The sequence below is a fragment of the Eoetvoesiella caeni genome, assembly GCF_003315175.1.
Classification (GTDB): Bacteria; Pseudomonadota; Gammaproteobacteria; order Burkholderiales; family Burkholderiaceae_B; genus Eoetvoesia; species Eoetvoesia caeni.
This window is the reverse complement of record NZ_QNRQ01000009.1, coordinates 22,987-48,015: the sequence shown is the minus strand read 5'-3', so window position 1 is coordinate 48,015 and position 25,029 is coordinate 22,987. Positions and strand designations below refer to the sequence as shown.

The following is a 25,029-nucleotide window of genomic DNA, read 5'->3' as shown; positions in this document are numbered from 1 at the left end:
ACCGGCGGGCGCAGGCGCCGATTCATTCGGCGTTGCTCGTTTCCGTTTCGGGCAGCGGTAGAGGCTTGCTGGTGCGCCGGTTTTGCAGCATAACCAGCCGTTCCATGTAGGCCAGATCCTTTTCTTCCAGCGCAAAGGCCGCTTGCGCCCAGTCTTCGGCAATTTCCATCAATTCCGCCCTATTGACGGGCAGGACGCGGGCTCGCGCGCGGAGCATGGCCCGGATGCCATTCAGCTTGGGCCGGATCACGTCGATGAAAGTGCGTGTCGCTTTATATGCGTTGCCTGGTTCGAACACGCCGTCGATCAGTCCTTTGTCCAGATACCATTCGGCCATATGGGGCTCGCCGGTACTGATAAGCTGCTCGGCCAGCCTCATGTGGGATTTGCGGGCAACCAAAGAATAGGCCCCCATGCCCGGGAATAGGTTGAAGGCAATTTCCGGGAACCCCATCTTGGCATCTTTTTGCGCCAGTACATAGTGATGCGCCAACGCCGCTTCGAAGCCGCCGCCCAGCGCCGTTCCTTCGACCATGGCGATGGAAATTGCCCCGGTTCCAAATCCGGTCATGGCTTCGTATACCGCGTCTATGCAGGCGCGGGCATACGAGACCAGATAATCGCGGTCGCCGGCCCGGATGTGCGAGGCAAAAAGCTCCAGGTCGCCGCCGACATTGTAGATATGGGGCACGGTCGAACCCGTAACCCAGAAGTCGATGCGCAGGCCTGAATCGCGCGCGGCCCGGCCAAGCTTGGCTATGTCATGCAGGAGTGCGGTATTGAAGCAGGGGCGGGGATGCGCATGCAGCATCATCCAAAGGATATTACGTTCTTCTTCGTAATAAGCGGTTATTTGAGATAAGGTGCCCGCCTCGGTAAATGGCCGGCAGGCTGGATGGCCTTTTAAGTGCATGGATCAGCCCAAAGGAATATTACTTTTGCATTGAGGGCCAGGACCACGATGCTCGTAAAGCTCAAGCCAATTAAAAAACCACTCATTATATCTGGCCGTCTTTCATGGGAGGTATCGACCACGAGCCAAAGCGCAAGCCCTGTCCTTTAGGATGAGGTTAAGCGAAGTATCCCTTCAGTGGCCTTAAGGCGGCCCTGGCCTGGCGAAGAGGCTGACGCCGCCACCTGCCTGGAATTCTTCACATGGGTTGTTACCGAAGGGCATTTGTAGCCATTCCGTAACACTGCTAAAAGATTGTGAGTATAAGCATTGACGACGAAATTGGGAATGCATTAGCTTATAAAGCGGTTAATAAGGCCTGCCATGAAGGCGGATCTTCACAAAAGAATTTTTAATGGAACGGTATGCAAAAAGGGTGGGTGTCATTCGCTGCGGCGTGGGCGATTTTTCTGGGCGTGGGGCCGTCTGCGGTATATGCGTCGGGTTTTCAGTTGATCGAACAAAATGCCAGCGGGCTGGGAAACGCCTACGCGGGGTTGGCTGCCGTTGCCGACAACGCCAGCACGATTTTTTATAATCCGGCCGGCATGAGCCGCCTTCCCGGCCTCAATGTTTCGGGCGGGGTGACGCTGATCAAGCCGGCATTCAGGTTCTCGAACGATGGCAGTCGCGGCCCCGCGGGCCTTGCGCTAGGCTCGGGCACGGGCGGCGATGCCGGCTCCTTGGCGCTGTTGCCCAATACATATGTTTCGTGGCAGGTGAACCCCGACTGGCATGTCGGGCTAGGCATCGGAGCGCCTTTTGGGCTCAAGACCGAATACGATGAGACGTGGATCGGCCGTTATCATTCGACTGAGTTCGGCATCGAGACCGTCAACCTCAATCCTTCGGTCGCGTATCGCGTCAGCGACAGCCTTTCCTTGGGCGCGGGCCTTAACTGGCAGTATTTAAGCGCCGACTATCAGCGCAAGGTTCCCGCAGCAGGTCTTGTCCAGCAATTGCCCGGCGGCATGGCCAACGCGCTGGCCGCCACTGTCTTGGGTTCGCCCGACATGGACGGCCGGGTAAAACTGAAGGGCGATGCCTGGGGCTGGAACGCGGGCCTGTTATACCAAATGACGCCGGCCACTCGCGTTGGGCTTTCGTACCGCTCGGCAATGCGCTATGACGCCACAGGAACGACGTCCCTGAAGAACCTCCCGCTTGGCATGCCGGCGCGTAGCGCCGACGCCTCGACGACGGTGAAGCTTCCCGATACGGCCATCCTGAGCGTCGCGCATGATCTCAATAAGAAATGGCAGCTCTTGGCGGACGTGTCATGGACCGGCTGGAGCAGCCTTCCGTCGCTGGACATCGACAGCGGCTCGTTGGGACAGGAAAGCCTCAAGCTTGGCTTTCGAGACACCTGGCGTGTGGCCCTGGGCGCAAATTACCGGCATAGCCAAAAATGGCTCTTCAAGGCTGGCGTATCTTACGACCAGACGCCGGTGCCCGGCTCGGGCCTAAGGCCTACTTCCTTGCCCGATAGCGATCGCATTTGGCTGAGCGTGGGGGTTCAGTACAAGTTCACCGAGCAATCCACGATCGATATCGGCTATGCGCACATTTTCATGCGCAAGCCATATATCGACAATAACAGCGACGCGGCAAAGGGCACCGTAACCGGAAGCTATGCCGCGGCCATCGATATGGTGGGCGTTCAGCTGTCGCATCGTTTTTAACCGGGCAGCGCACTGTCGCCGCCATAGGGCTCCATGGCGGCGACAGTGCCGCCATTGCCCTTGCATGGCCGCCAAGGCGGAAAAGACTTCGTTCGGCGGCAAATGGAATAAGGCTTTGCCCAGTTTAGGTACAATAGCCAGCCTGGATAAGTAACTGTCCCGCCGGCCCTGTTTTGTCCGAAACCCCCTTTGTTTATCTGGTTTTGTCAGGCCGCGCTTGAAAACGAGCAGCGCACCCGCAAGGCGGTGCGCGGCATTAAAAAGATGTTCCGCAAGGATGGATTGGTCAAATGAGTAGTAGCCCTGTAAAAGTTGGCTTGTTGGGTCTTGGCGTTGTGGGCGGAGGCACCTGGAAGGTGCTTGCCCGAAATGCCCAGGAAATTGCGCGCCGCGCCGGCCGGAATATAGAGATTGTGGCGGTTGCCGTACGCGATGTGCCCAAGGCCCGCCAGATGGTGGGCGAAGACGTACTTGTTACTCGCGACGCTTTTGAAGTCGTCCGGCATCCCGATATCGACATTGTGGTCGAACTGATAGGCGGTGACACTCTGGCCCATGACCTGGTCATGGAAGCCATACAGCAGGGCAAGCATGTAGTCACCGCCAACAAGGCCTTGCTGGCCAAGCACGGCAACGAAGTCTTCGCCGCGGCTCATGCCAAGGGCGTGATGGTGGCGTTCGAGGCCGCCGTCGCGGGCGGCATTCCCATCATCAAGGCCATACGCGAAGGGCTTTCCGCCAATCGCATACAGTGGCTGGCCGGCATCATCAACGGCACGACCAACTATATTCTGTCCGAAATGCGCATGAAGGGACTGTCGTTTGCCGAAGCGCTGGCCGACGCCCAGCGCCTGGGCTACGCCGAGGCCGATCCCACTTTCGACATCGAAGGCGTCGACGCGGCCCACAAGCTGACGCTGCTGGCGTCGCTGGCTTTCGGCATTCCTGTGCAATTCGACAAAGCCTACACCGAAGGTATTTCGAACCTGGCCAGCGAAGACATCGATCACGCCGAAAGACTGGGCTATCGCATCAAGCTTCTGGGTATTACCCGCCGGCGAGAAACAGGCATTGAATTGCGGGTACACCCCGCCCTGGTGCCCATGGAACGCCTGTTGGCCAATGTCGAGGGCGCCATGAACGCCGTGCAGGTCTATGGCGACGCCGTAGGCGGCACTTTATATTACGGCCAGGGCGCGGGCGAGCTGCCCACCGCTTCGGCTGTGGTGGCCGACCTGGTCGACGTTACACGGCTGCTGGCTGCCGATCCCGAGCATCGGGTGCCGCATCTGGCATTTCAGCCCGACGCCATGGACGATATTCCCATTTTGCCCATGTCCGAGGTTCTGTCTTCGTACTATCTGCGCCTGCGCGTCGAAGACCGTCCCGGCGTGCTGGCCGATCTGGCCCGTATTCTGGCGGACTGCGAAATTTCCATCGGTTCCATGTTCCAGGAACCGCACAGCGTCAATGACGCCGACATCATCTTTTTGTCGCACCAGGCCCGTGAAGGCGCGGTCGATCTGGCCATGGAAAAAATCCGCACACTGCCGTTCGTCAAATCCGAAGTTACGCGCCTGCGGGTGGAGAACTTGCTATGAAATACCGTTCAACGCGCGGGGGGATGCAACCCCTGCCATTCTCGGAAATCCTGCTCGAGGGGTTGGCGCCCGATGGCGGCCTGGCTTTGCCCGAGTCCCTGCCGCAGATCGACGCGCAAGTGCTCGAATCGTGGCGCACTCTCAGCTACCCAGGCCTGGCCACCGAGGTTCTGGGACTGTTCATCGACGACATCCCCAAGTCAGACCTGAGCAGGCTGGTTCACGAAGCTTATCGGCCAGGCGTGTTCGACGCCGAAGAAATCGTGCCGCTCAAGCCTCTTTCCGACGGCTTGAGCCTGCTGGGGCTGTCGCAAGGTCCTACCTTGGCGTTCAAGGACATGGCCATGCAGTTCCTGGGCCAGGTGTTCGAATACGTGCTGGCCGAGCGCGACACCACGCTGAACATACTTGGGGCAACTTCGGGCGATACCGGTTCCGCCGCCGAATACGCCTTGCGCGGCAAGCGCGGGATTTCTGTGTTCATGCTGTCGCCCCATGGCCGCATGAGCGACTTTCAGCGCGCGCAGATGTACTCGCTGCAAGACGCCAATATTCACAACCTGGCGTTGAAGGGCGTATTCGACGAATGCCAGGACATCGTCAAGACCTTGTCGGGCGACCTGGCTTTCAAGTCCCGCTATCATCTGGGCGCAGTCAATTCCATCAACTGGGCGCGAATTGCGGCCCAGGTCGTGTATTACTTCTGGGGCTGGCTGCGCGCCACCACCGGCCCCGGCCAGCAGGTGTCGTTCGCCGTGCCGTCGGGCAATTTCGGCAATATCCTGGCGGGCCATATTGCCCGCTCCATGGGTTTGCCCGTGCGCCGCCTGGTGCTGGCAACCAACGAAAACAACGTGCTTGAAGAGTTCTTCCGCACAGGCATTTATCGGCCGCGGTCAGCGGCCCAGACACAGGCAACATCCAGCCCCTCCATGGACATTTCGCGCGCGTCCAATTTCGAGCGTTTCGTGTTCGATCTGGTTGGCCAGGATGCCGCCGAGGTCCGCGCCCTGTGGGATGAACTGGCGCGCGACGGCGAATTCGACCTCAGCTATCTTCAGCCCGAGTTCGAGGCCAGCTACGGCTTCGTCGGCGGCGTCAGCACCCACGCCGATCGCCTGCGCACCATCCGTAGCGTTCATGAAAGCACCGGCGTGCTGATCGACCCGCACACGGCCGACGGCGTCAAGGTGGCGCAGCAATATGTCGAGCCCGGCATTCCCATGCTGGTGCTGGAAACCGCGCTGCCCGCCAAGTTCAGCGAGACCATCGAGCAAGCCATCGGCAAGCCGGCCGAGCCGCCCGCCAATTTGCGCGATCTGGCCAGCCTTGAACAAAGAGTGGAAGTCATGGATTGCGACGTCGAACTAGTACGCCGCTATATCGAGCAGCACGCGGCCTGATCCATGCCCGGCGCCAAGCATCTAAGCCTGATAGGCGTTCCCACGGATATTGGCGCAAGCTGCCTGGGTGCCAGCATGGGGCCGCAGGCTTTGCGGGTGGCCGGGCTGCGCCAGGCGCTGGAGCGCATGGGCTTTTCGGTTTCCGATTGCGGAGACCTCAATGGGCCGCCCAATCCCCAGACGCCCGCCGCGAATGGATACCGCCATCTTGCCGAAGTCGTCGCCTGGAACCAACTGGTGCACGATGCGGTTTATCGCGAACTGTCCGCGCAGCGCCTGCCCGTCGTGCTGGGCGGCGATCACAGCATTGGCGTGGGGTCGATCAGCGCGGTTGCGCGCCATTGCCATGAAGCCGGCCGGCGGCTGCGTGTGCTTTGGCTGGACGCGCATGCCGATTTCAATACGGCTGCGCTGACGCCCAGCGGCAATCTGCATGGAATGCCGGTGGCCTGCCTGGTCGGCGCCGGGCCCGAGGCGCTGCTCAATCTGGGTGGACCGGTCCCCGCGCTGCGGGCCGAAGAAATCAGTCATATAGGCGTGCGCAGCGTAGATCCCGGCGAAAAGCAATTGGTGCATGATGCCGGAATCGAAGTGTTCGACATGCGGTACATCGATGAAGTGGGCATGAAGGCCGCCATGCAGGCAGCCTTGCGCGATGTGCGCGAAGGCGTCCATCTGCACGTCAGTTTCGACGTGGACTTTCTCGATCCGGATATCGCTCCGGGCGTGGCCACGACCGTGCGCGGAGGGCCCAGCTACCGCGAAGCCCAGCTTTGCATGGAAATGGTGGCCGACACCGGGTGCCTGGCTTCGCTGGACATCGTCGAGCTCAACCCGGCGCTGGACGTACGCAACGGCACGGCCCAGTTGGCCGTCGACCTGGTTGAAAGCCTGTTCGGCAAAAGCACACTGATGCGCCGGCGTTAGTGCCTGCCGGCTTGGCAGAGCAAATCGATCAGCCGGCATCAGGTTCAGAAGCCAATGCCGCTGTGGTTGCATCCGGTACGGGCGGTGTGCTGAAATAGCGCCAGCCTACTGAAGAACGGATCATATGTTTGCCTTCTCGAATTTTTTTGCCATAGGAATAGGGGCCGCGCTTGGCGCGATCGCGCGCTGGTTGCTGGGGCTTTGGCTGAATCAAGGCGGTGTGCTGTTGCCCTGGGGAACGCTTGCGGCCAACCTGGTCGGCGGCTATCTGATAGGCATTGCGCTGGGCGCATTTTTGTTTTATCCGTCGGCGCCGGAGTGGCTCAAGCTGTTTGCAGCCACCGGCTTCCTGGGCGGCCTGACAACATTCTCGACATTTTCCGCCGAAACCGTGGGGATGCTCGAGCGCGGCTCGTATTTTTCGGCCATGGGCTACGCGGGCATCAGTTTGTTTGGCGCCTTGGCCTTGACGGCGCTTGGGCTGGCTACCATGCACGCGCTAAGGTAGGCTTGGGTTACAGCGCCTGGCTATGCTGGCTGAAGCCTGCCGCCGCAAGCAGTTCGGCTGCGCGTTTTCCGCTGCGCACAGCTCCTTCAAGCACCGCCGGGTAGCCCGTGTCGGTCCAGTCTCCCGCCAGCCAGATGCGCGGCCAGGGCGTGGCGTTGGTGGGCCTGCGCATGGCGGGCAGGGCGGCAAAGGTAGCGCGTTTTTCCACAATCAGCTCGTGGCCGGTGACCTGCGGCATAGGCGAATGGTGCCGGGTTTGGGCACGCACCTGCTCGATCATGGCGTCGACCACTTCATGCGGTGGATGGTTTGCCAGTTGGCCCGCATTGCTGACCACGATGGAAAGCATAGGCGGCAACTGCTGGTCCTGGGCAAACAGGCGGCGTTCGAACAGCCATTGGCCGAAATGCAGTTTTTCGGGGGCATCGTCCAGCATCAGCATGGCTTGCGGCAGGTTCCAATGATGCGCAAGCTTCAGGGTCAGCGTGGCAATGGGGCGATATTCAAAGTCAGCCAAAGGTGCAAGGAATTCTTCCTGTGCAGCCGTCAATGAAGTATGGCGCAGCAAACGCAGCGCCGAGGGCGGGCTGGTGGCCACGATGGCGGCATCGAATGTCTCGTCGTCGATCGCGACATGCACGGCGTCGCTGACCAGGCGGCGTACGGCAGTGCCCGGGCGGATTGCGATGGACGGCGGCAGATGCTCGGGCCAAAGCTGCGACAGGTCGACGCGGGGAATAAGCACTTGCGAGGCCAGCTTCGATCCGCCTAGGCTGTCGCGAAGCACGGTGGCCAGCAGTTGGGCACCGGCCTGCTCGATGGAAGTGTTCAGGGCGGCCAGGCATAGCGGCCGCCAGAAACGGCCGATGGCCCGCTCGGATTGACGCTCTTGCGCAAGCCAGTCGCCGACGGTAGCCTGGGCATCCACCGTCCAGTGTTGGCGCCGCAGGCGCATCATGGCTTTGATAAGCAAAAGTTTTTCACGCCAAGACAGGCCATTGGCCGTCAGCACGGCGGCGGGCAAGTGCAGCGGCGCCGGCAGCGCGGGCGTGCGCAACATGAAACTGCCGTCCGCGCTGCGCAACGCCAGAGGTTCGGCGTGCAGCACGCTGGCCTGGTCCAGGCCCAGAAGTCCGATAAGCTTTAGAGTCTCAGAGTAGGCGCCCAGCAATATGTGTTGGCCGTTGTCGATGTCGGAGTCCAGGCGGGGCGAATGCACGCGGCGGGCGCGCCCGCCCAGCGTACGGGCAGCTTCGAACACGGTGACCCGGTGTCCGGCACGGTCCAGGTAAAAAGCCGCGCTAAGCCCGGCCCAGCCCGCACCGATAACCGCGACCTTCATGCACTTAGCCGTTTTACCAGGCCGCGGCCCCCGCTGACCCAGGTCTTCCAGGCCAGCCAAAATTTGCGTATCGGCGTAAGCGAAATGCGCTGGTCCAGAACTTGCCAATTGTCGCGTTCGATTTCATCAAGCAATGCGTAATAGATGGCCGCCATGGCCAGCCCGGGCCGTTGTGTCCGGCGGTCGGCTTCCGGCAGGGCCAGCACGGCCTCGCGATAATGCTGCCGCGCGCGCTCGGTCTGAAAGCGCATAAGCTGGACGAAGCGTTCTGAGTGCTGGCTATCCAGGATTTCAGACGCCTTGACGTCGAAACGCTGGAGTTCGTCGACAGGGAGGTAAATACGGCCGCGGCGTGCGTCGTCGCCAATGTCGCGAATGATATTGGTAAGCTGGAACGCCAGGCCCAGTTTCTCGGCGTATACCAAGGTGGCGGGATCGGTATAGCCGAAAATACCGGCCGAAAGCTCGCCCACCACGCCGGCTGCGTGCCAGCAGTACTTGCGCAGGCCGGGCCAGTCCAGATAACGGCTTTGGTCCAGGTCCATCTCCATGCCTTCAACTACGGCGTGCAGGCGCGCGGCGGTAATCCGGCAGCTTTCAAGATGAGGCGCCAAGGCCTGCATGACCGGGTGCTCGGCCTTTCCGGCAAAAAGCGCATCGATCTGCTTGCTCCACCAGGCGAGCTTGACGCGGGCCACGGACGGGTCGGAGCATTCATCGACGACGTCGTCGACCTCGCGGCAAAATGCATATAGCGCCGTAATTGCCTGGCGCCGTTCGGGCGGCAGGAAAAGAAAGGCGTAGTAGAAACTGGAACCGCTTTGAACGGCTTTGCTTTGACAGTATTCGTCGGGACTCATGCGTTGTCGGGATCAGGTTGATGGGGAGCGTTTCGGGATTGGTGCAGCGCGCGCCATAAAAGCAAAATCCAGTCCGGCTTGCCGATAGTCGGGCGACGAGTAAACATGTCGTAGTGTAGCTGCTCCAGGCGCTCCAGGATACGCAGCCCACCTTGCACCACCAGCCGCAGCTCCAGGCCCACGCGTCCGCGCAGGCGCAAAGCCAATGGCGCTCCTGCCAACAGACAGTGCCTGGCCTGCTGCACTTGTTCGTGCATCAGGGCTTGCCAGGCCGCATCGGCGCGCCCGGCGGCGATATCGTCTTCGCCGACGGCGTGCCGCGCCATGGTGTCCTGGGGGATGTAGACCCGACCCTTGAGCCAATCGATGGCAACGTCCTGCCAGAAGTTGGTCAATTGCAGACCGGTGCAAATGGCGTCGGAGTCGCGCAGGTTCGCCTCATCGACCGCGTCGTACAGGTGCAGCATAAGCCGACCCACTGGATTGGCCGAGCGCGAACAATAGTCCAGCAGCGCTTCCTGGCTGGGGTAGCGGTGCATGACGACATCCTGCTCGAAAGCCGAAAGCAGATCGAAGAACGGCGCCATTGGCAGGTCCAGGCGCTGGATACTGCGCCCAAGAGGCTCGAAGATCTTGTGCCGAGGGTCGGATGGGGGCAGCAGCAGCTCGCCCTCTTGCAGTTGCCTTAGCGCGGCACGGTATTCGGCCAGCAGCGCCAGCCGTTGGTTGGGCAATGAGTCGCCTTCGTCGGCGATGTCGTCGGCACTGCGCGCAAATTGGTAAATATGCGTTACGGGTTCACGCAGCTCTTTGGGCAGCAGCAGCGAAGCGACGGGAAAATTTTCGTAATGGTCAACGGCCATGAGCTTTTCGGCGGGGCGTTTCGCCCCGCTTTCCGTATTGGGATGAGGCGGTGCGCCACGTGCGGGCAGCCCGGGCGCCTTTACCCCTTGTGGCAAAAATTCCAGTATTCATTTCGCGCACGGGGACGACTTCCGTTAGACTGCTGGCAATTAGGGGAGAGTTATGCCACGTCCGATTTCGGCAATAATTTCATTGCCGTCTTTACGTCACAATCTGGCGGTATGCACCGCGCAATTCAATATCGCAAATAGTTCCGGCCCGCATGCGGCGCCCAAGGTCTGGGCGGTCATAAAGGCCGATGCCTATGGCCACGGAATAGAAAACGCGGTACAGGCTTTCGAGCTTGCCGACGGCCTTGCCATGCTTGACCTGGCCGAGGCGCTGCGTTGCCGCGAGGCGGGCTGGACCAAGCCCATACTGCTGCTCGAAGGGTTTTTCGAACCATCCGACCTTAAGTTAATCGAACATTATAGTTTAACGGCAACTGTGCATAACTCCGAGCAAATAGACATGCTCGAGGCCGCGGCGCCGGCAAGCCCCGTGAATATCTTCGTCAAGCTCAATACCGGCATGAACCGGCTTGGCTTCGAGCCGCGCGACTACCGTGGCGCCTACGCTCGGCTCGAGCGGCTGCAGCAACGCGGCATTGTAGGAAGCCTGGGCAAAATGACCCATTTCGCGCGGGCCGACGACAGCGCCGAAGTCACACGCGAGCAGGTAAGGCTGTTCAATGAAACCACGCTGGGCCTGCCGGGCGAGGTCAGCGCCTGCAATTCCGCAGGCACCTTTACCCCGGGCTGCTGGCAGTCGGTGGCGCCAGGTTCGGCCCAATGGGGCAGGCCGGGTATTTGCCTATATGGGGCGTCGCCGTTTGCCGGTCGTACGGCGCAAAGCATGGGCCTGCTGCCGGCCATGACCTTGCGCAGCCAGCTTATCTGCGTGCGTACTATCCCTGCTGGCGCAGGTGTCGGTTATGGCCATATATTTACGGCAGAACGTGCCATGCGCATTGGCGTCGTGGCCTGCGGCTATGCCGACGGCTATCCGCGCCATGCATCCACAGGCACGCCGGTTGTAGTGGACGGCGTGCGCACGCGGTTGCTGGGGCGGGTGTCGATGGACATGCTCATCGTAGACCTGGACGCCGTTCCGCAGGCGCACGTGGGTTCCGAGGTCGTCCTGTGGGGCGAAGGCGGCCCGTCGGCCGACGAGGTCGCCGCGGCTGCGGGAACCATTGCTTATGAATTATTATGCGCAGTCGCGCCACGGGTGCCTAAAACTGTTATTTAATGGCAAATGCCGAATGTGCCGGGGCCGGGCACTGGCGCCGCTCAAGTGGCAGGCGCGGCCCGGTCGGTCAATAATGGACATACAAAGGATTTATCGTGAAGAACAAGTGTGTGCTGGTTACGGGTGCGACGAAAGGCATAGGCTGGGCCGTCAGCCGGCGGCTGGCCGATCTGGGCTGCCATGTCGTAGGGCTGGCCAGGCATACTCAGGATATTGACTTTCCGGGCTATTTATATTCGTGCGACCTGCAAAATGCCGGTGAAACCGAAGACATCCTGCGGGTCATCCGCGAAAAATATCCGGTCGACGCCATTGTCAACAATGTCGGCCTGGTCAAGCCCGAGCCCCTGGGCGAGGTCGACCTGGCCTCTCTTTACAATGTGTTCGACCTGAATGTGCGGGTGGCCGTGCAGGTAACCCAGGCCTTTGTGCCAGCCATGAAAGCGCGCCAGGAAGGCCGTATCGTCAATATTTGCAGTCGCGCGGCCTCGGGCGCCTTCGAGCGCACCAGCTATTCGGCGGCCAAAAGCGCCCTGATCGGCTGCACCAAAACCTGGGCCCTCGAACTGGCCGAGTTCGGCATTACGGTCAATGCCGTATCGCCCGGCCCCATCGAAACCGAACTTTTTCGCGCCGGCCATCCCGCCGGCAGCGATGCCGAGAAAAAAGCCTTGGCCAGCATTCCCATGCACCGCCTGGGGCAGCCCTCCGATGTCGCCGCGGCGGTAACTTTTTTGCTCTCGCCCGAGGCCGGCTACATTACCGGGCAAGTCCTTGGCGTGGACGGCGGCGGCAGTTTGGCGGGCCGCTAAGGCCAGCCGTTACACTGGCACCATGGCTAAAATTAAAACTTCATACGTTTGCAACGAATGCGGCGGCACCTGCCCCAAATGGGAAGGCAAATGCCCCCACTGCGGGGCCTGGAACACCCTGGTCGAATCGGTTGCGGCCCCGGCCGCGACGGCGCATCGCTTTGCGCCTCTGGCCGGCGCAAGTCCCGTGCGCAGCCTGTCCGAAATCGAAGCGCGCGAACTGCCACGGCAGCCTTCGGGCATTCCTGAATTCGACCGCGTCCTGGGCGGCGGACTGGTTGCGGGGGCCGTGGTGCTTATCGGCGGCGATCCTGGCATAGGCAAGTCCACGCTGCTGTTGCAGGCGCTGGCTTCGCTGTCCAACGCCGTGTCGGTCTTGTATGTCACCGGCGAAGAGTCCGCCGAACAAGTGGCGCTGCGCGCGCGGCGCCTTGAACTCTCCACCGGCGAAGTCAATCTTCTGGCCGAGATCCGCCTTGAAGCCATCGTGGCGGCCCTGGCCGAGCAGCGCCCGGCCGTGGCGGTCATCGACTCGATCCAGACCTTGTATTCCAGCGAACTCAGCGCTGCGCCCGGCTCGGTGTCGCAAGTGCGTGAATGCGCGGCGCAACTGACGCGTTTCGCCAAGCAAACCGGCATCACCATTGTGCTCATCGGCCATGTCACCAAAGACGGCACGCTGGCCGGGCCCCGCGTGCTCGAGCACATTGTCGATACCGTGCTTTATTTCGAAGGCGACACGCATTCGTCCTTCCGCTTGATCCGGGCGTTCAAAAACCGTTTCGGCGCGGTCAACGAACTTGGCGTCTTCGCCATGACCGACCGGGGCCTGCGGGGCGTGGCCAATCCGTCGGCCTTGTTCCTGTCGCAGCACGACACTGATGTGGCAGGTTCCTGCGTGATGGCAACCCAGGAAGGCAGCCGGCCGCTGCTGGTCGAGATCCAGGCGCTGGTCGACAGCGCCCATGTCCCCAATCCCCGGCGCCTGTCGGTGGGGCTGGAAAGCACGCGCCTGGCCATGCTGCTGGCTGTCTTGCACCGCCACGCGGGGGTGGCCACATACGACCAGGACGTCTTCGTCAACGCGGTGGGCGGGGTCAAGATTACCGAACCGGCCGCCGATCTGCCGGTATTGCTGGCGATCATGTCTTCGCTGCGCAACAAGCCTTTGCCCAAAGGGCTTATTGTGTTCGGTGAAGTCGGCCTGGCCGGCGAAATCCGGCCGGCTCCGCGCGGGCAAGAACGCCTGAAAGAGGCCGCAAAGCTGGGTTTCAACCTGGCTCTCATCCCCAAGGCCAATGCGCCTCGCCATCCCATCGAAGGGCTGGAAGTATGGCCGGTCGACCGGGTCGACGCGGCCATCGACCGTTTGCGCTAAAGTTGCTTGTTTCGGTGCTTTATAAGGCGGGGCGGTGCACTTGAGCGGCTTATCCTATTTCTTCAACGGTGTACGGGCATTGCTGCGCGATGCCCGTTCTGGCGAACTGCGCCTGCTGGCGTTGGCGCTGATCATTGCTGTGGCGGCCGTGTCCAGCGTGGGCTTCATTACCGACCGGGTAGGCCGGGCGCTGGAACGCAACTCTGCCCAGATGCTGGGGGGCGACCTGGCGTTGAACAGCGGCGAGCCGCTGCCGGCGCCCTTTATCGAGCGGGCGGCGCAACAGGGACTGACTACGGCTCGTACGATGCAATTCCCGTCGATGGCCGGCTCGGCCGATAGCTCGCAATTGGTTTCGCTAAAGGCTGTCGAGCATGGCTATCCTTTGCGCGGCCGGGTGAAGGTGGCGGCCGCGCCGGGAGGCGACGGCGAACCTGCGCCCGATGTCCCCCGGCGTGGCGGCGTCTGGGTCGACGCCCAGGTACTGGCGCTATTGGGATTGCATGTGGGCGACACGCTGCATGTGGGCGATGCAGCCATGAAGATCGAGCGCGTCATTGTTTTCGAGCCCGACCGCGGGGTGCAGTTTGTCAACGTGGCGCCGCGGGCCATGATCAATATGGACGATCTGCCGGCCACCGGCTTGTTGGGGCCGGGCAGCCGCGTGCGCTATACCCTGCTGGTCGCGGGCACTGCCGAGGCAGTCAACGCCTATAAAAGCTGGTTGACGCCGCGTTTGCAGCGCGGGCAGGAATTAAGCAGCCTGGATTCGGCGCGTCCCGAGATTACGGGTTCGCTTAAGCGTGCCCAGCAGTTCCTGGTCCTGGTGGCTTTGCTGGCCGTCATGATTGCGGCTGTAGCCGTGGCGCTGGCTACCCGCCGCTTTACTTTACGGCATCGCGACGGCATTGCCGTCATGCGTTGCCTTGGCGTCACGCGCCGGCAGCTGGGCCTGATGCTCTGGAGCGAATTTTTCCTGCTGGCCTTGCTGGCCGGGGCTGTGGGCGTTGCTGCCGCCTATGGCGTGCAGCATGCACTGGCTGCGGCGGTGGCTGCCTGGTTCGACACCGTCTTGCCCGCCGCCTCCTGGCGGCCGGTATATCAAGGCATGGCTACCAGCCTGGTATTGCTGCTGGGCTTCTCCTTGCCGGCGCTCATGGCTTTGCGCAATGTGCCGCCGTCGCGTGTCTTGCGCCGCGAATACGCCTTGCCGCGCCGTCATCGGTGGCCGGCGTACGCGATAGCCGCGGCGGCTTTTTACGGCCTGGCCTGGTGGATCTCCGCGGATGCCCGGCTTAGCCTGGTTATATGCGGCGGGTTCCTCGCGGCGCTCGGAGCGTTTGCCTTGCTGGCCTGGCTGATGGTCCAGTTGCTGGACGCGGCTCGCCGCGTAATCGCCGCCCAGCCGGCCTTGCGCTTTGCGCTGGCTGGCCTGGTGCGCCGCAAGGCCCTCACCATCACCCAGATAAGCGCGTTGTCGATCGGCTTGATGGTCCTGCTTTTGCTGGCCTTGGTCCGCACGGACTTGCTGGCGGGCTGGCGCGATACCTTGCCGCCGGACAGCCCCAATACTTTTCTTATCAATATCCAGCCCGATCAGCGTCAGGCAATGCAGGCGCGCCTTGCGGCGGCGGGCCTGAGCTCGCAGCCGCTGGCGCCCATGGTGCGCGGCCGCCTGGTGGCCATCAATGGCAAAGCAATCAGCGGCGATGCCTATAGCGACGAGCGGGCGCAACGGCTGGTCGAGCGCGAATTCAACCTTTCCTATCTGGACGCCTTGCCAAGCAGCAACACGATTATTGCGGGCCGCTGGATCGATCCGGCCAATGACGAGGTCTCGCTCGAGGACGGCCTGGCCAAGACACTGAAGATAAAGTTGGGCGACACACTGACGTTCGACATCGCGGGCCAGGCAACAACGGTGGCGGTAAGCAGCTTGCGTGAAGTCAAGTGGGATTCATTCGATGTCAATTTTTTTGCCGTGATGTCGCCGAGGGCTCTGGAAGGCGCGCCCACCACGTTTATTACGTCGTTTCACTTGCCGGCGGACAAGATTGCCTTCAAGCAGCAATTGGTCCATGACTTTCCCAACCTGACGGTTTTCGATGTGGGGGCGATTCTGGCGCAGGTCAAAAACATACTTGACCAGGTCATCGGCGCGGTGCAATTGTTGTTTCTGTTCACGGTGGCAGCCGGCCTGATCGTGCTGGCCGCCGCGTTTTCGTCCACGCGCGACGAACGCACCCATGAAGCGGCCGTACTGCGTGTGCTGGGCGCGGGCTCTAGCCTGCTGTCCACTTCCTTGCGCATGGAAATGATACTGATCGGCGCCTTGTCCGGCCTGCTGGCCGCGGGCGGAGCGCTGGCCGTTGCTTCGGTGTTGGCCGATCGCGTTTTTGAATTTTCCTTTTCGCTGCCGTGGTGGCCCTGGCCCGTGGGCGCATTCCTGGGCATCGCCGCGGCCTGCGTGGGCGGCAGCCTGGCATTGCGCAACGTATTGAAAGCGCCGCCCCTGGCTTCTCTTCGCGAGGTGGTATGAACGGTCCGTTTGCCGGTCTGGACGAGGCCGATGCCTCAGGCCCGATGCCTTCGGGTAGAGGAACGAATAATTCGTTGCCGCCGCCGCGGGACCTGTTTTTCGCTGGCGGAGCGATGCGTTTCGCACCGGACCGTATCCCGGAGCCTTCCCCAGCGTTGTTCGACCCGGCAACGCCCGGGCTGCGCGCGACGCCGGTCGGCGTCGGCGGACGCCAGGCTGCCTGGTACGTCCATGGTCCGGGGCTGGACAACGCCGTGCTCAGGCAGTATCGGCGCGGAGGCCTGATTGCGCGCCTTAGCCATGACCATTACTTTTGGGCAGGAGCCGGGCGCACGCGTTCGTTTGCCGAGTTCGACCTTATGCACTTTATGGCAGGGCGGGGCTTGCCGGTGCCTCGGCCTCTGGCGGCGGCCTACTGGCGCAGCGGGCCTGTTTACCGGGCCGCCTTGCTGACCGAGTGCATTCCGCAGGCCCGCGCCCTGGCCAAGATGCTCGAAGCCAGCAATCCGCAACGGGTGGCTGGCGCCATTTACGCCATGCACGAGGCCGGGGTGTGGCACGCGGATCTGAATGCCTTTAATATCTTGATCGACCACACAGGAAAAGTCTGGCTTATTGACTTTGACCGTGGACGCAGGCGCACCATGACGTCGGGGCCGCGTACACAGAATTTGCAGCGTCTGCGGCGCTCTTTGGTTAAAGTGGCGGGCGCAGCCGGCGATCGGTATTGGCTTGCCGTCAATCAGGCCTATACCGGGCTGATGGCCGCATAAATCGCCACATTCAAAGCCAAAAGGCATTATCATCACGCCTTTTGGCGTGCAGTTCTTTACCGCTTTCAGGCATTTTCTGCATTTTGTGCAGGCCTTTCTGCGGTTCATGCGGAATTTTCGGCACTACGCGGTTTGTGTACCGCACTTCATGCAGTTTTTTGCTGCGGAAAACTTGTTTCTCAGGAGTTATCCATGGATTTCGGTTTGGCAAGGCGGTTTGTTTGCGGGCTGGGGCTGGTGCTTGCCATGTCGCCGGCCTGGGCTCAGGAAAAAGTTGTGAACGTATACAACTGGGCCGAATACACGGCGCCCGACACGATTTCAGGCTTCGAGAAGGAAACCGGCATCAAGGTGCGCTACGATGTCTACGACAGCAACGATACGCTGCAGGCCAAGCTGCTTACGGGCAAGTCGGGTTATGACGTCGTCGTTCCTTCGACGCACTATGCGGCGCGCCAGCTCCAGGCGGGCTTGTTCCGCAAGCTCGACAAAGCGGCAATGCCCAATCTCAAATATCTTGACCCGGAAATCATGGCCTTGGTCGCGACCGTCGATCCCGGCAATGAGTACCTCGTGCCCTGGGGCTATGGCACCAACGGCCTGGGCTACAACGTCACCAAGGTGCGCGAAATCATGGGCGCCGACGCGCCTTTGGGCGACTGGGGCATGTTGTTCAAGCCCGAAAACGCGGAAAAGCTCAAGTCTTGCGGCATCTCCATACTGGATGAGGCCGCCCAGGTGTTTCCGGCCGTGTTGCATTACTTGGGCAAAGATCCCAACAGCAGCGACCCGGAAGACTACAAGGCTGCGTTGGAGCTCTTGAAGAAGATCCGGCCGTTTGTGCGCCAGTTCAGCTCGTCGGGCTATATCGATGAGCTTACTGCTGGCGATCTGTGCATGGTCTACGGCTTTTCGGGCGACGTCATGATAGCCCGGCACCGAGCGCAATTGGCCAAGAAACCCTATGCCATCGACTATTACCTGCCCAACGGCGGCGCGCCGGTCTGGTTCGACACCATGGCTGTTCCCAAGGACGCGGCCCATCCCGCCGAAGCCATGGCGTTCATCAACTACATAGAAACACCCCAGGTACACGCCGCCATTACCAATACCATGTTCTATCCCAATGCCAACAAGGAAGCGCGCAAGTACGTCAACAAGGAAGTGGCCGACAACCCCATGATTTATCCGCCCGCCGATGTTGCGCGCAGCTTGTTCGTCATCAAGCCGCAGCCCTTGCCCATCCAGCGCCTGCAAACGCGCATGTGGGCCGAGCTTAAGTCGGGCCGTTGACGCCATGCAGGATAATCGCTTGATAGCGCCAGCCTGGTCGGGCGACGCGGAGGAGTTCGTGCGGGTCGAAGAGATCGTCAAGATCTACGGCGATACCGTGGCTGTGCAGTCGGTCAGCCTGTCGGTGCGCCGCCGTGAAATTTTTGCCTTGCTGGGCAGTTCGGGTTGCGGCAAGTCCACTCTGTTGCGCATGCTGGCGGGGTTCGAAGAACCCACCTCGGGCCGTATCTATCTGGACGGCGAGGACATTACCGCCTTGCCTCCTTACCGGCGGCCGGTCAATATGATGTTCCAGTCCTATGCCTTGTTTCCGCATATGTCGGTCCAGGCCAATGTGGCCTTCGGCCTCAAACAGGAAGGGGTCGCTGCCAACGAAATCCACGATCGTGTATTCGAGGCTTTGGACTTGGTGCAGATGGCCGGATTCTCGCGCCGCAAACCGCATCAGTTGTCGGGCGGCCAGCAGCAGCGTGTGGCCCTGGCGCGCAGCCTGGTCAAGCGGCCCAAGCTGTTGCTGCTTGACGAACCCATGTCGGCGCTGGACAAGCAGATTCGCCAGAAGACGCAAATAGAGTTGACCAAAATACTGGAACAGGTGGGGGTGACCTGCATCATGGTCACGCACGACCAGGAAGAGGCCATGACCATGGCCGACCGCCTGGCGGTCATGACCGAAGGCCAGATCGTGCAGTGCGGCACGCCGCATGATGTCTATACTTTTCCCAACTGCCGCTTCGTGGCCGGTTTCATCGGCTCGACCAATTTGTTCGACGGCGCCATTGTCGTGGACGAGGCCGACCACGTGCTGATCGAAACCGACCAGCTTTCGCGTCCTTTGTACGTCAACCATGGCGTCAACGAACCCTTGGGCATGGACGTGCATGTGTCTGTGCGGCCCGAACATATACGCGTTCAGCGCGAACAGCCCGAGGCCGAGCATAATTGGGCGCATGGCATGGTCAGCCACGTCGCCTGGATGGGTGGTTATGTGCGCTATCAAATTCGCCTGGACTCCGGGCTGCTGATCGAAGCCAGTATTCCCGCCATGATGCTGGCTCAGGCCGACGCTCCGGCTGTGGACGAAGAAGTCTACGCCAGCTGGGCCAGCGATGCGGCGACGGTGCTGCCGTCATGAGCAGGCTGTCCCTGGCGCGCCTGGCTCCGTCCGGCCGTTTTCTGGCCATTGCCCCGCCATTCCTGTGGCTGGGCCTGTTCTTGCTGCTGCCTTTTTTGCTGGTCTTGAAAATCAGCTTCGCGGACTTGGCTTTCGGTGTTCCACCGTATACGCCGCTGGTGGAAATCAAGGACCAGGCCATCGCCCTGAGCCTGCATTTGCGCACCTACGCGCTGTTGTTCTCGGACAGCCTGTATATCGCCACGTATTTCAGTTCGGTGAAGATGGCGCTGGTCACCACGGTATGCTGTGCGCTGATAGGCTACCCCATGGCGTACTACATTGCGCGCTCGCGGCCGGCCTTGCGCAACCTGCTGCTGTTTGCGGTCATCTTGCCATTCTGGACCTCGCTGTTGCTGCGCGTCTATGCATGGGTGGGCATTTTGCGCAACGATGGGCTGCTGAACAACGCGCTGATCTGGCTCGGCCTTATCAAGACTCCCCTTGAAATCTATCGTACTGACCTGGCAGTCTATATTGGCCTGGTCTACGCTTACTTGCCGTTTTTCATTTTGCCGTTGTACGCCACTTTGGTGAAGATGGACTTGCGCCTGCTGGAAGCGGCCTACGACCTGGGCTGCAGGCCATGGCGCGCATTTTTGTCGGTAACCTTGCCCTTGTCCATGCCGGGCGTGGTGGCCGGCGCCATGCTGGTCTTTATTCCCACCGTGGGCGAATATGTTGTCCCCGAGATGCTGGGCGGCGCCAATACGCTGATGATGGGGCGGGTCATGTGGACCGAATTCTTCAATAACGCCGACTGGCCCATGGCTTCGGCGGTGACGGTCGTGATGGTGCTGTTTCTGCTGATACCCATGATTATCTTTCAGCACAACCAGGTTCGCCAGTTCGAGCGCGAAGGGCGGGGAGCGCGATGATCCAGCCCAACCGTACCCTGCGTGCCATCGTTTTATTCCTGGGCTACGCATTTTTATACGTGCCTATCGTATGCCTGATGGCGTATTCGTTCAACGATTCGCCCTTGATGACATCCTGGACCGGGTTCTCGCTGCGCTGGTACCACGCCCTGTTCGACGATCAGGCGCTGTTGAGCGCGGCGCTCTTGTCGCTGCAAATAGCAGCCATGACAGCCACGGCCGCGGCTGTCATCGGCACTTGGGCGGGCTATGTGCTGGTTCGCTCGGGCCGTTTTCGCGGCTTTACCTTGTACGTCGGCATGCTCAGCGCGCCGCTGGTGATTCCCGAGGTGGTATTGGGAATTTCGCTGCTGCTGATGTTCGTCGAGTTCGGCAAGGTATTCGGCTGGCCTTCCGGCAACGGCGTGTTCACCATCTGGGTGGGCCACGTCATCCTTTGCATGGCCTATGTGGCCGTGGTGATCCAGTCGCGCATACGCGATCTGGATCGCTCGCTCGAAGAGGCGGCGCTGGACCTGGGCGCGACGCCGCTCAAGGTATTCTTTACGATTACGCTGCCGTTGATAGCGCCGGCGCTTGCCGCGGCTTGGCTGCTGGCATTCACGTTGTCGCTGGACGATGTCGTGATCGCCTCCTTCCTGTCGGGGCCGGGGTACACCACTTTGCCGCTCGAGGTGTTTTCGCGGGTCCGCCTGGGTCTTAAACCCGAGATCAACGCGCTGGCCACGCTTTTTATTTTGGTCGTGGGAATATGCGTTCTCGTTGCAAACCGCATACAGCGGCGCAAAGAATCCGTCTAGCGTGCGATGCGCGGCAGGCGGCGCCCACGCCATCCTGTTGCCATGTGGGCGTTGCCCGCGAGAGCATTGCCCGACGGATACAATATAGGAATCACTATGACACAAGCTCTTGAACTTTACGGACTGAAGCGATGCAGTACTTGCGTCAAAGCCATGCGCTGGCTTGACGAGCACGGCATTGCCTATACATTCACCGACTACCGCGACCAGCCCATCAATCCCAAGCTCTTGTCGCAATGGTCGCAGGCACTGGGCGGCTGGGACAAGCTCGCGAATCGGGCCTCCATGACCTGGCGCAACTTGCCCCCAGAGCGCAAGACGCCGGGCTCGGACGCCGAATGGCTGGCGCTTGCCTCCGAGTTTCCAACCTTGATCAAGCGGCCCCTCATGGTGCGTGCGGGCCAGATTGCCGCCCTGGGATTTTCCGAAAAAAAATACAGCGAACTGATAGGTTGAACATATGCTGACACAGCAAGAGCTCAAGCAAAACGCGGCGCAGGCGGCGGTCGATTACATTTTGCCCATGTTGCGCACGGACGTCATTGTCGGGGTAGGCACGGGGTCCACCGCCGATTTGTTCATCGATGGCCTGGCCATGCACAAAGAGCGCTTTCGCGGCGCAGTCTCAAGCTCGGACCGCAGTTCGGCGCGCTTGTCTGCTCTAGGCGTGCGGGTGTTCGACCTGAACGATGTGCAGACGATGCCCGTCTATGTAGACGGTGCGGACGAAATCGATGCAGGCCTGCATATGATAAAAGGCGGCGGGGGAGCGCTTACCCGGGAAAAAATCGTTGCTTCGGTGGCTGAGCGCTTTGTTTGCATCGTCGACGAATCCAAGCTGGTGCAAAAACTGGGCAGGTTTCCCTTGCCCGTCGAGGTCATTCCGATGGCCAGGGCGGCGGTTGCCCGCGAACTCGTCCGGCTGGGCGGCCAGCCTGTTCTACGCGAAGGCTTCGTCACAGACAACGGATGCGAAATCCTGGACGTGGCCGGACTTGCCATCGCCCAGCCCGAGCAACTGGAGGCCGCCATCAATAATATTCCCGGCGTTGTCACTTGCGGCCTGTTTGCCATTGCCGGTGCCGATATTGCGCTTATGTCCACCCAGGACGGCGTGCGCGAGCTGCGGGCGCCGCGGTAATAATCCTGTCATGAAAATGCGTTAGTCTTGGACTATCCAACACTTCGGTTGCGCTTGCGGGATTTTTGCGGGGCAAATAACAGCCTGCCAAGGGGCGGCTGCGTAATTTCAGTGTACCCTTTGGGCTATTGGATTTATTATTTCCGTATCGGCTCCGTATGGCGCCATTTGATTCATATTGCGATGACTGAAGGCTGATATGTCCGAGCACACAAATAAACAATTCTCCAACGATCTCGAGACCACGCGCTCTTTGTTCTTGCAAATGGGCGGGCTGGTCGAATCCATGGTCCGGGACGGCATGGAGGCCCTTATCGTAGGCGACCTCTCGCTGGTCGAGCAAGTGCGCGAACGCGAAAAAGAAGTCAACCGTTTCGAAGTCGAAATCGACGAACGCATCGGCTTCCTGATAGCCCGTAACCAGCCCACGGCCGTCGACCTGCGCCTGCTGCTGTCCATTTCCAAAATGCTGACCGACATGGAACGCTGCGGTGACGAGGCCGAGAAAATCGCCAAGATGGCGCGCAGGCTGCACGAAACAGAAGGGCGCTACACCCCCATTGTCGAATTGCGGCACATGACCAACTATGTAGTAGGCATGATCCACGATGCGCTGGACTCTTTCGCGCGCGAAGATCCCGTGCAGGCGGCGCAAGTCGTGCGCAACGATAAAGAAGTCGACAAAGAATGGAAGGCGTCGTTGCGCCATATCATTACTTATATGATCGAAGATCCGCGCATCATTACGCGCGCCATCGACCTTATCTTCATTGCACGTTCGCTTGAACGCATCGGCGATCATGCCAAGAACATGGCCGAGCGCGTCATTTACATGGTGCGCGGCGACGACGTGCGCCATACCGGCGTCAAGGCCACCGAGCGCACCGCGCGCGGCGAAACCGCCTACGAAGAAGACAACGACGTTTGATTCGTGGTGGCCAGGCCTGATACAGGCCCGCTCCGGCGCTGCGCGTCAGGCAGCCGGTGGAACGTAGCCTTGGGCTTCGACGTCGGCGTCGTGGAACAGGAAGTTTTCCATCTGCTGGGCCAGATACTTGCGTGCGCGGGCATCGGCCAGATTAAGGCGGTTTTCGTTGACCAGGCGGGTTTGGGTGTCCACCCATTGCGCCCAGGCTTCTTTGGAAATGCTTTGCCAGATGCGGGTGCCAAGCTCGCCCGGATAGGGAGGGAAATCCAGCCCTTCGGCCTCGCGCTTGAGCTTTACGCAGTGAACCATACGTGCCATGAGAGTATTACCTCGAACTAGTTGAACGAATAGGCCCATTGTACCCAATCCATCCTTGCGGCCCATGCATGCTTGTGGCCGCGCGTTCCGTGCTTGCGCAGACTATGTCCGCGCCTGGTCCCGTGTCAAGGCTTTGCCCGGCAATGGGTGGGGACCGCCGCTGCGATACGCAAATAAAGCGGTCGGCACGGCGTCTACAGCCGCTTGATGAATACCAGGCTGTTGCGCGAGCGGTTGTAGTGGGCCTGGCGCTCTTTGGGCAGGTCCGAGACGCCGCCTTGCGCAAAGCCGCGCTTGATGAACCAGTGCGACGTGCGTGTCGTAAGCACGAACAGGCGCCGGGCTCCCAGGGCGCGGGCGCGTGATTCGGCATGGCGCAGCAGTATCTCGCCTTCGCCCGAGCCCTGCCATTCAGGGTGGACGATCAGGCAGGCCATTTCGGCCATGCCTTCGCCAAGGTAAGGGTTGATCGCAACACAGCCGTAAATGACGCCGTCGTGCTCGAGAACCGTAAATTGTTCGACATCGCGCTCGATGACCGCGCGTCCGCGCGGCACCAGCGTGCCGTCGGCCTCCAGCGGCTCGATAAGCTGCACAATGGCGCCGACGTCGTCGACCGTGGCCGAGCGCAGGTCGTCCAGGGTATCTTCCACCACCATGGTACCAACGCCATCATGAGTGAAGATTTCAAGCAGGACGCTGCCGTCCAGGTTGTACGGAATCAGGTGGGCGCGCGCCACCCCGCGCTTGACCGCGCGCGACGCGTGGCTTAGAAACGATGCGGTGTCTTCGTCCAGTGTGCCGGCGGCCAGCAGGGCGTCGGCGTCTTCGCGGGCCAGTTCGGTGTCGACCGAGCCGTCTTCGTCATGCACGGTGCGGTCCTGGGTCAGGAAGATCAATTTTTCTGCCCGCAAGGCTACGGCGGCGCTGGTTGCCAGGTCTTCCATTGCCAGATTGAACGCTTCGCCGGTGGGCGAGAATCCCAGCGGAGAAAGGAGTACGATGGCACCCTGGTTCATGACCGCATTCAGGGCGTTGACGTCCAGCTTGCGCACCGCGCCTGTATGCTTGTAGTCGACGCCGTCGATAATGCCCACCGGCCGGGCGGTCACAAAATTGCCCGATATCACGCGGATGTGCGCATGCGACATGGGCGTATTGGGCAGACCCTGGCTGAACGAGGCTTCGATGTCCAGGCGGATTTCGCCGGCGGCTTCCTTGGCGCATTCCAGCGCTTCGGCGCTGGTCGGCTCGGTGCCTCGTCCAAAACGGGTGGCGTAGCCTTTAAGCTGCAGCTGCTCGTTGACCTGGGGGCGCGACCCATGCACCAGAACCAGCTTTACGCCCAAGGCCGACAACAGCGAAATGTCCTGGATCAGCGTATTGAGCACGCCGTCGTTGACCAGTTCGCCGCCGAACGCCACGACAAAGGTCTTGCCCCGGAAATCGTGTACATAAGGGGCAACCTCACGGAACCAGCGCACGAATTGGGCCGGAGCGAACTCCGGAGCGTCTTGGGCTGATAGCGTGTCGACTTCGTTGGTGGCCATGGCGGTGTCTGGGAAT

Annotated in this window: 23 protein-coding genes; 17 read left to right on the top strand and 6 right to left on the bottom strand. The window is 61.0% G+C overall.

Annotated features, from left to right (window positions below; all coding sequences use genetic code 11):
• Positions 1 to 22: 22 nt before the first annotated feature.
• Entirely contained in the window at positions 23 to 913 is an 891-nt protein-coding gene (locus DFR37_RS15385; protein ID WP_113934174.1) for a crotonase/enoyl-CoA hydratase family protein, read from the bottom strand.
• 404 nt (positions 914 to 1,317) lie between these two features.
• Here DFR37_RS15385 and DFR37_RS15380 point away from each other — a divergent pair, with 404 nt between their 5' ends.
• From DFR37_RS15380 to crcB, 5 genes are all read left to right on the top strand, one after another.
• Positions 1,318 to 2,634 carry an OmpP1/FadL family transporter gene (locus tag DFR37_RS15380; RefSeq protein WP_113934173.1) on the top strand — a complete coding sequence of 439 codons (1,317 nt, stop codon included), beginning with the start codon at positions 1,318 to 1,320 and terminating at the stop codon, positions 2,632 to 2,634.
• 290 nt (positions 2,635 to 2,924) lie between these two features.
• Positions 2,925 to 4,235 (top strand): homoserine dehydrogenase, encoded by a 1,311-nt coding sequence (locus DFR37_RS15375; RefSeq protein WP_113934172.1) that lies wholly within the window; start codon positions 2,925 to 2,927, stop codon positions 4,233 to 4,235.
• The gene (gene thrC, locus DFR37_RS15370) at positions 4,232 to 5,638 is read left to right on the top strand and encodes a threonine synthase (protein ID WP_113934171.1); all 1,407 of its coding nucleotides are present in this window, start codon (positions 4,232 to 4,234) and stop codon (positions 5,636 to 5,638) included. Before DFR37_RS15375 ends, thrC begins: the two co-directional genes overlap by 4 nt.
• 3 nt (positions 5,639 to 5,641) lie before the next feature.
• Positions 5,642 to 6,565: an arginase gene (rocF, locus tag DFR37_RS15365; protein ID WP_113934170.1), complete on the top strand. Its 924-nt coding sequence runs from the start codon at positions 5,642 to 5,644 to the stop codon at positions 6,563 to 6,565.
• Positions 6,566 to 6,689: 124 nt separating this feature from the next.
• Positions 6,690 to 7,073 carry a fluoride efflux transporter CrcB gene (crcB, locus tag DFR37_RS15360; protein ID WP_113934169.1) on the top strand — a complete coding sequence of 128 codons (384 nt, stop codon included), beginning with the start codon at positions 6,690 to 6,692 and terminating at the stop codon, positions 7,071 to 7,073.
• Positions 7,074 to 7,080: 7 nt separating this feature from the next.
• Here crcB and hpnE read toward each other — a convergent pair whose 3' ends face one another.
• Genes hpnE through hpnC form a run of 3 tightly spaced genes read right to left on the bottom strand, consistent with a single transcriptional unit; the run spans position 7,081 to position 10,138 of the window.
• Positions 7,081 to 8,415 (bottom strand): hydroxysqualene dehydroxylase HpnE, encoded by a 1,335-nt coding sequence (gene hpnE, locus DFR37_RS15355; protein ID WP_113934168.1) that lies wholly within the window; start codon positions 8,413 to 8,415, stop codon positions 7,081 to 7,083.
• On the bottom strand, positions 8,412 to 9,275 hold the full coding sequence (gene hpnD, locus DFR37_RS15350; RefSeq protein ID WP_113934167.1) for a presqualene diphosphate synthase HpnD: 864 nt from the start codon (positions 9,273 to 9,275) through the stop codon (positions 8,412 to 8,414). Before hpnD ends, hpnE begins: the two co-directional genes overlap by 4 nt.
• On the bottom strand, positions 9,272 to 10,138 hold the full coding sequence (gene hpnC / locus DFR37_RS15345) for a squalene synthase HpnC (RefSeq protein ID WP_113934166.1): 867 nt from the start codon (positions 10,136 to 10,138) through the stop codon (positions 9,272 to 9,274). The genes hpnD and hpnC overlap by 4 nt, the downstream gene beginning before the upstream one ends.
• 163 nt (positions 10,139 to 10,301) lie before the next feature.
• Between hpnC and alr the strand changes: the two genes are divergently transcribed.
• The 12 genes from alr to phoU all read left to right on the top strand — a co-directional run bounded on the left by alr (position 10,302) and on the right by phoU (position 23,145).
• Positions 10,302 to 11,429 carry an alanine racemase gene (gene alr / locus DFR37_RS15340; protein ID WP_113934165.1) on the top strand — a complete coding sequence of 376 codons (1,128 nt, stop codon included), beginning with the start codon at positions 10,302 to 10,304 and terminating at the stop codon, positions 11,427 to 11,429.
• Between the two features lie 95 nt (positions 11,430 to 11,524).
• Positions 11,525 to 12,241, top strand: coding sequence for an SDR family oxidoreductase (locus DFR37_RS15335; protein WP_113934164.1), 717 nt, complete (start codon positions 11,525 to 11,527; stop codon positions 12,239 to 12,241).
• Positions 12,242 to 12,263: 22 nt separating this feature from the next.
• Complete coding sequence (gene radA / locus DFR37_RS15330) at positions 12,264 to 13,619, top strand: DNA repair protein RadA (protein ID WP_113934163.1); 1,356 nt, start codon at positions 12,264 to 12,266, stop codon at positions 13,617 to 13,619.
• Positions 13,620 to 13,659: 40 nt separating this feature from the next.
• The gene (locus DFR37_RS15325; RefSeq protein WP_180148069.1) at positions 13,660 to 16,158 is read left to right on the top strand and encodes an ABC transporter permease; all 2,499 of its coding nucleotides are present in this window, start codon (positions 13,660 to 13,662) and stop codon (positions 16,156 to 16,158) included.
• Between the two features lie 113 nt (positions 16,159 to 16,271).
• Positions 16,272 to 16,931, top strand: coding sequence for a 3-deoxy-D-manno-octulosonic acid kinase (locus DFR37_RS15320; protein ID WP_379881352.1), 660 nt, complete (start codon positions 16,272 to 16,274; stop codon positions 16,929 to 16,931).
• A gap of 192 nt (positions 16,932 to 17,123) precedes the next feature.
• Positions 17,124 to 18,224: a polyamine ABC transporter substrate-binding protein gene (locus tag DFR37_RS15315; RefSeq protein WP_113934161.1), complete on the top strand. Its 1,101-nt coding sequence runs from the start codon at positions 17,124 to 17,126 to the stop codon at positions 18,222 to 18,224.
• A gap of 4 nt (positions 18,225 to 18,228) precedes the next feature.
• Positions 18,229 to 19,359, top strand: coding sequence for an ABC transporter ATP-binding protein (locus DFR37_RS15310; protein ID WP_113934160.1), 1,131 nt, complete (start codon positions 18,229 to 18,231; stop codon positions 19,357 to 19,359).
• A complete protein-coding gene (locus DFR37_RS15305) occupies positions 19,356 to 20,276 on the top strand; it encodes an ABC transporter permease subunit (protein ID WP_113934159.1) in 921 nt (306 codons plus the stop codon). Before DFR37_RS15310 ends, DFR37_RS15305 begins: the two co-directional genes overlap by 4 nt.
• The gene (locus DFR37_RS15300) at positions 20,273 to 21,076 is read left to right on the top strand and encodes an ABC transporter permease subunit (RefSeq protein WP_113934158.1); all 804 of its coding nucleotides are present in this window, start codon (positions 20,273 to 20,275) and stop codon (positions 21,074 to 21,076) included. Before DFR37_RS15305 ends, DFR37_RS15300 begins: the two co-directional genes overlap by 4 nt.
• 96 nt (positions 21,077 to 21,172) lie before the next feature.
• Positions 21,173 to 21,532, top strand: coding sequence for a Spx/MgsR family RNA polymerase-binding regulatory protein (locus tag DFR37_RS15295; RefSeq protein ID WP_113934157.1), 360 nt, complete (start codon positions 21,173 to 21,175; stop codon positions 21,530 to 21,532).
• A 4-nt stretch (positions 21,533 to 21,536) separates the two neighbouring features.
• Entirely contained in the window at positions 21,537 to 22,217 is a 681-nt protein-coding gene (gene rpiA, locus DFR37_RS15290) for a ribose-5-phosphate isomerase RpiA (protein ID WP_113934156.1), read from the top strand.
• A gap of 199 nt (positions 22,218 to 22,416) precedes the next feature.
• Positions 22,417 to 23,145 carry a phosphate signaling complex protein PhoU gene (phoU, locus tag DFR37_RS15285; protein ID WP_113934155.1) on the top strand — a complete coding sequence of 243 codons (729 nt, stop codon included), beginning with the start codon at positions 22,417 to 22,419 and terminating at the stop codon, positions 23,143 to 23,145.
• 45 nt (positions 23,146 to 23,190) lie between these two features.
• Here phoU and DFR37_RS15280 read toward each other — a convergent pair whose 3' ends face one another.
• Together DFR37_RS15280 and argA are read right to left on the bottom strand one after the other, a co-directional pair.
• A complete protein-coding gene (locus DFR37_RS15280) occupies positions 23,191 to 23,463 on the bottom strand; it encodes an oxidative damage protection protein (RefSeq protein ID WP_113934154.1) in 273 nt (90 codons plus the stop codon).
• A gap of 194 nt (positions 23,464 to 23,657) precedes the next feature.
• On the bottom strand, positions 23,658 to 25,013 hold the full coding sequence (gene argA, locus DFR37_RS15275; protein WP_113934153.1) for an amino-acid N-acetyltransferase: 1,356 nt from the start codon (positions 25,011 to 25,013) through the stop codon (positions 23,658 to 23,660).
• Between the last annotated feature and the right edge of the window lie 16 nt (positions 25,014 to 25,029).

Bases quoted from the DNA above. Each gene is read 5' to 3' on its own strand.
- crcB (WP_113934169.1), top strand. From the start codon at position 6,690: ATGTTTGCCTTCTCGAATTTTTTTGCCATAGGAATAGGGGCCGCGCTT.
- DFR37_RS15295 (WP_113934157.1), top strand. From the start codon at position 21,173: ATGACACAAGCTCTTGAACTTTACGGACTGAAGCGATGCAGTACTTGC.
- hpnC (WP_113934166.1), bottom strand. From the start codon at position 10,138: ATGGCCGTTGACCATTACGAAAATTTTCCCGTCGCTTCGCTGCTGCTG.
- DFR37_RS15300 (WP_113934158.1), top strand. From the start codon at position 20,273: ATGATCCAGCCCAACCGTACCCTGCGTGCCATCGTTTTATTCCTGGGC.
- DFR37_RS15375 (WP_113934172.1), top strand. From the start codon at position 2,925: ATGAGTAGTAGCCCTGTAAAAGTTGGCTTGTTGGGTCTTGGCGTTGTG.
- hpnE (WP_113934168.1), bottom strand. From the start codon at position 8,415: ATGAAGGTCGCGGTTATCGGTGCGGGCTGGGCCGGGCTTAGCGCGGCT.
- hpnD (WP_113934167.1), bottom strand. From the start codon at position 9,275: ATGAGTCCCGACGAATACTGTCAAAGCAAAGCCGTTCAAAGCGGTTCC.
- DFR37_RS15385 (WP_113934174.1), bottom strand. From the start codon at position 913: ATGCACTTAAAAGGCCATCCAGCCTGCCGGCCATTTACCGAGGCGGGC.
- argA (WP_113934153.1), bottom strand. From the start codon at position 25,013: ATGGCCACCAACGAAGTCGACACGCTATCAGCCCAAGACGCTCCGGAG.
- DFR37_RS15315 (WP_113934161.1), top strand. From the start codon at position 17,124: ATGGATTTCGGTTTGGCAAGGCGGTTTGTTTGCGGGCTGGGGCTGGTG.
- rpiA (WP_113934156.1), top strand. From the start codon at position 21,537: ATGCTGACACAGCAAGAGCTCAAGCAAAACGCGGCGCAGGCGGCGGTC.
- rocF (WP_113934170.1), top strand. From the start codon at position 5,642: ATGCCCGGCGCCAAGCATCTAAGCCTGATAGGCGTTCCCACGGATATT.
- DFR37_RS15320 (WP_379881352.1), top strand. From the start codon at position 16,272: ATGCGTTTCGCACCGGACCGTATCCCGGAGCCTTCCCCAGCGTTGTTC.
- radA (WP_113934163.1), top strand. From the start codon at position 12,264: ATGGCTAAAATTAAAACTTCATACGTTTGCAACGAATGCGGCGGCACC.
- DFR37_RS15380 (WP_113934173.1), top strand. From the start codon at position 1,318: ATGCAAAAAGGGTGGGTGTCATTCGCTGCGGCGTGGGCGATTTTTCTG.
- alr (WP_113934165.1), top strand. From the start codon at position 10,302: ATGCCACGTCCGATTTCGGCAATAATTTCATTGCCGTCTTTACGTCAC.
- DFR37_RS15280 (WP_113934154.1), bottom strand. From the start codon at position 23,463: ATGGCACGTATGGTTCACTGCGTAAAGCTCAAGCGCGAGGCCGAAGGG.
- DFR37_RS15310 (WP_113934160.1), top strand. From the start codon at position 18,229: ATGCAGGATAATCGCTTGATAGCGCCAGCCTGGTCGGGCGACGCGGAG.
- phoU (WP_113934155.1), top strand. From the start codon at position 22,417: ATGTCCGAGCACACAAATAAACAATTCTCCAACGATCTCGAGACCACG.
- thrC (WP_113934171.1), top strand. From the start codon at position 4,232: ATGAAATACCGTTCAACGCGCGGGGGGATGCAACCCCTGCCATTCTCG.
- DFR37_RS15305 (WP_113934159.1), top strand. From the start codon at position 19,356: ATGAGCAGGCTGTCCCTGGCGCGCCTGGCTCCGTCCGGCCGTTTTCTG.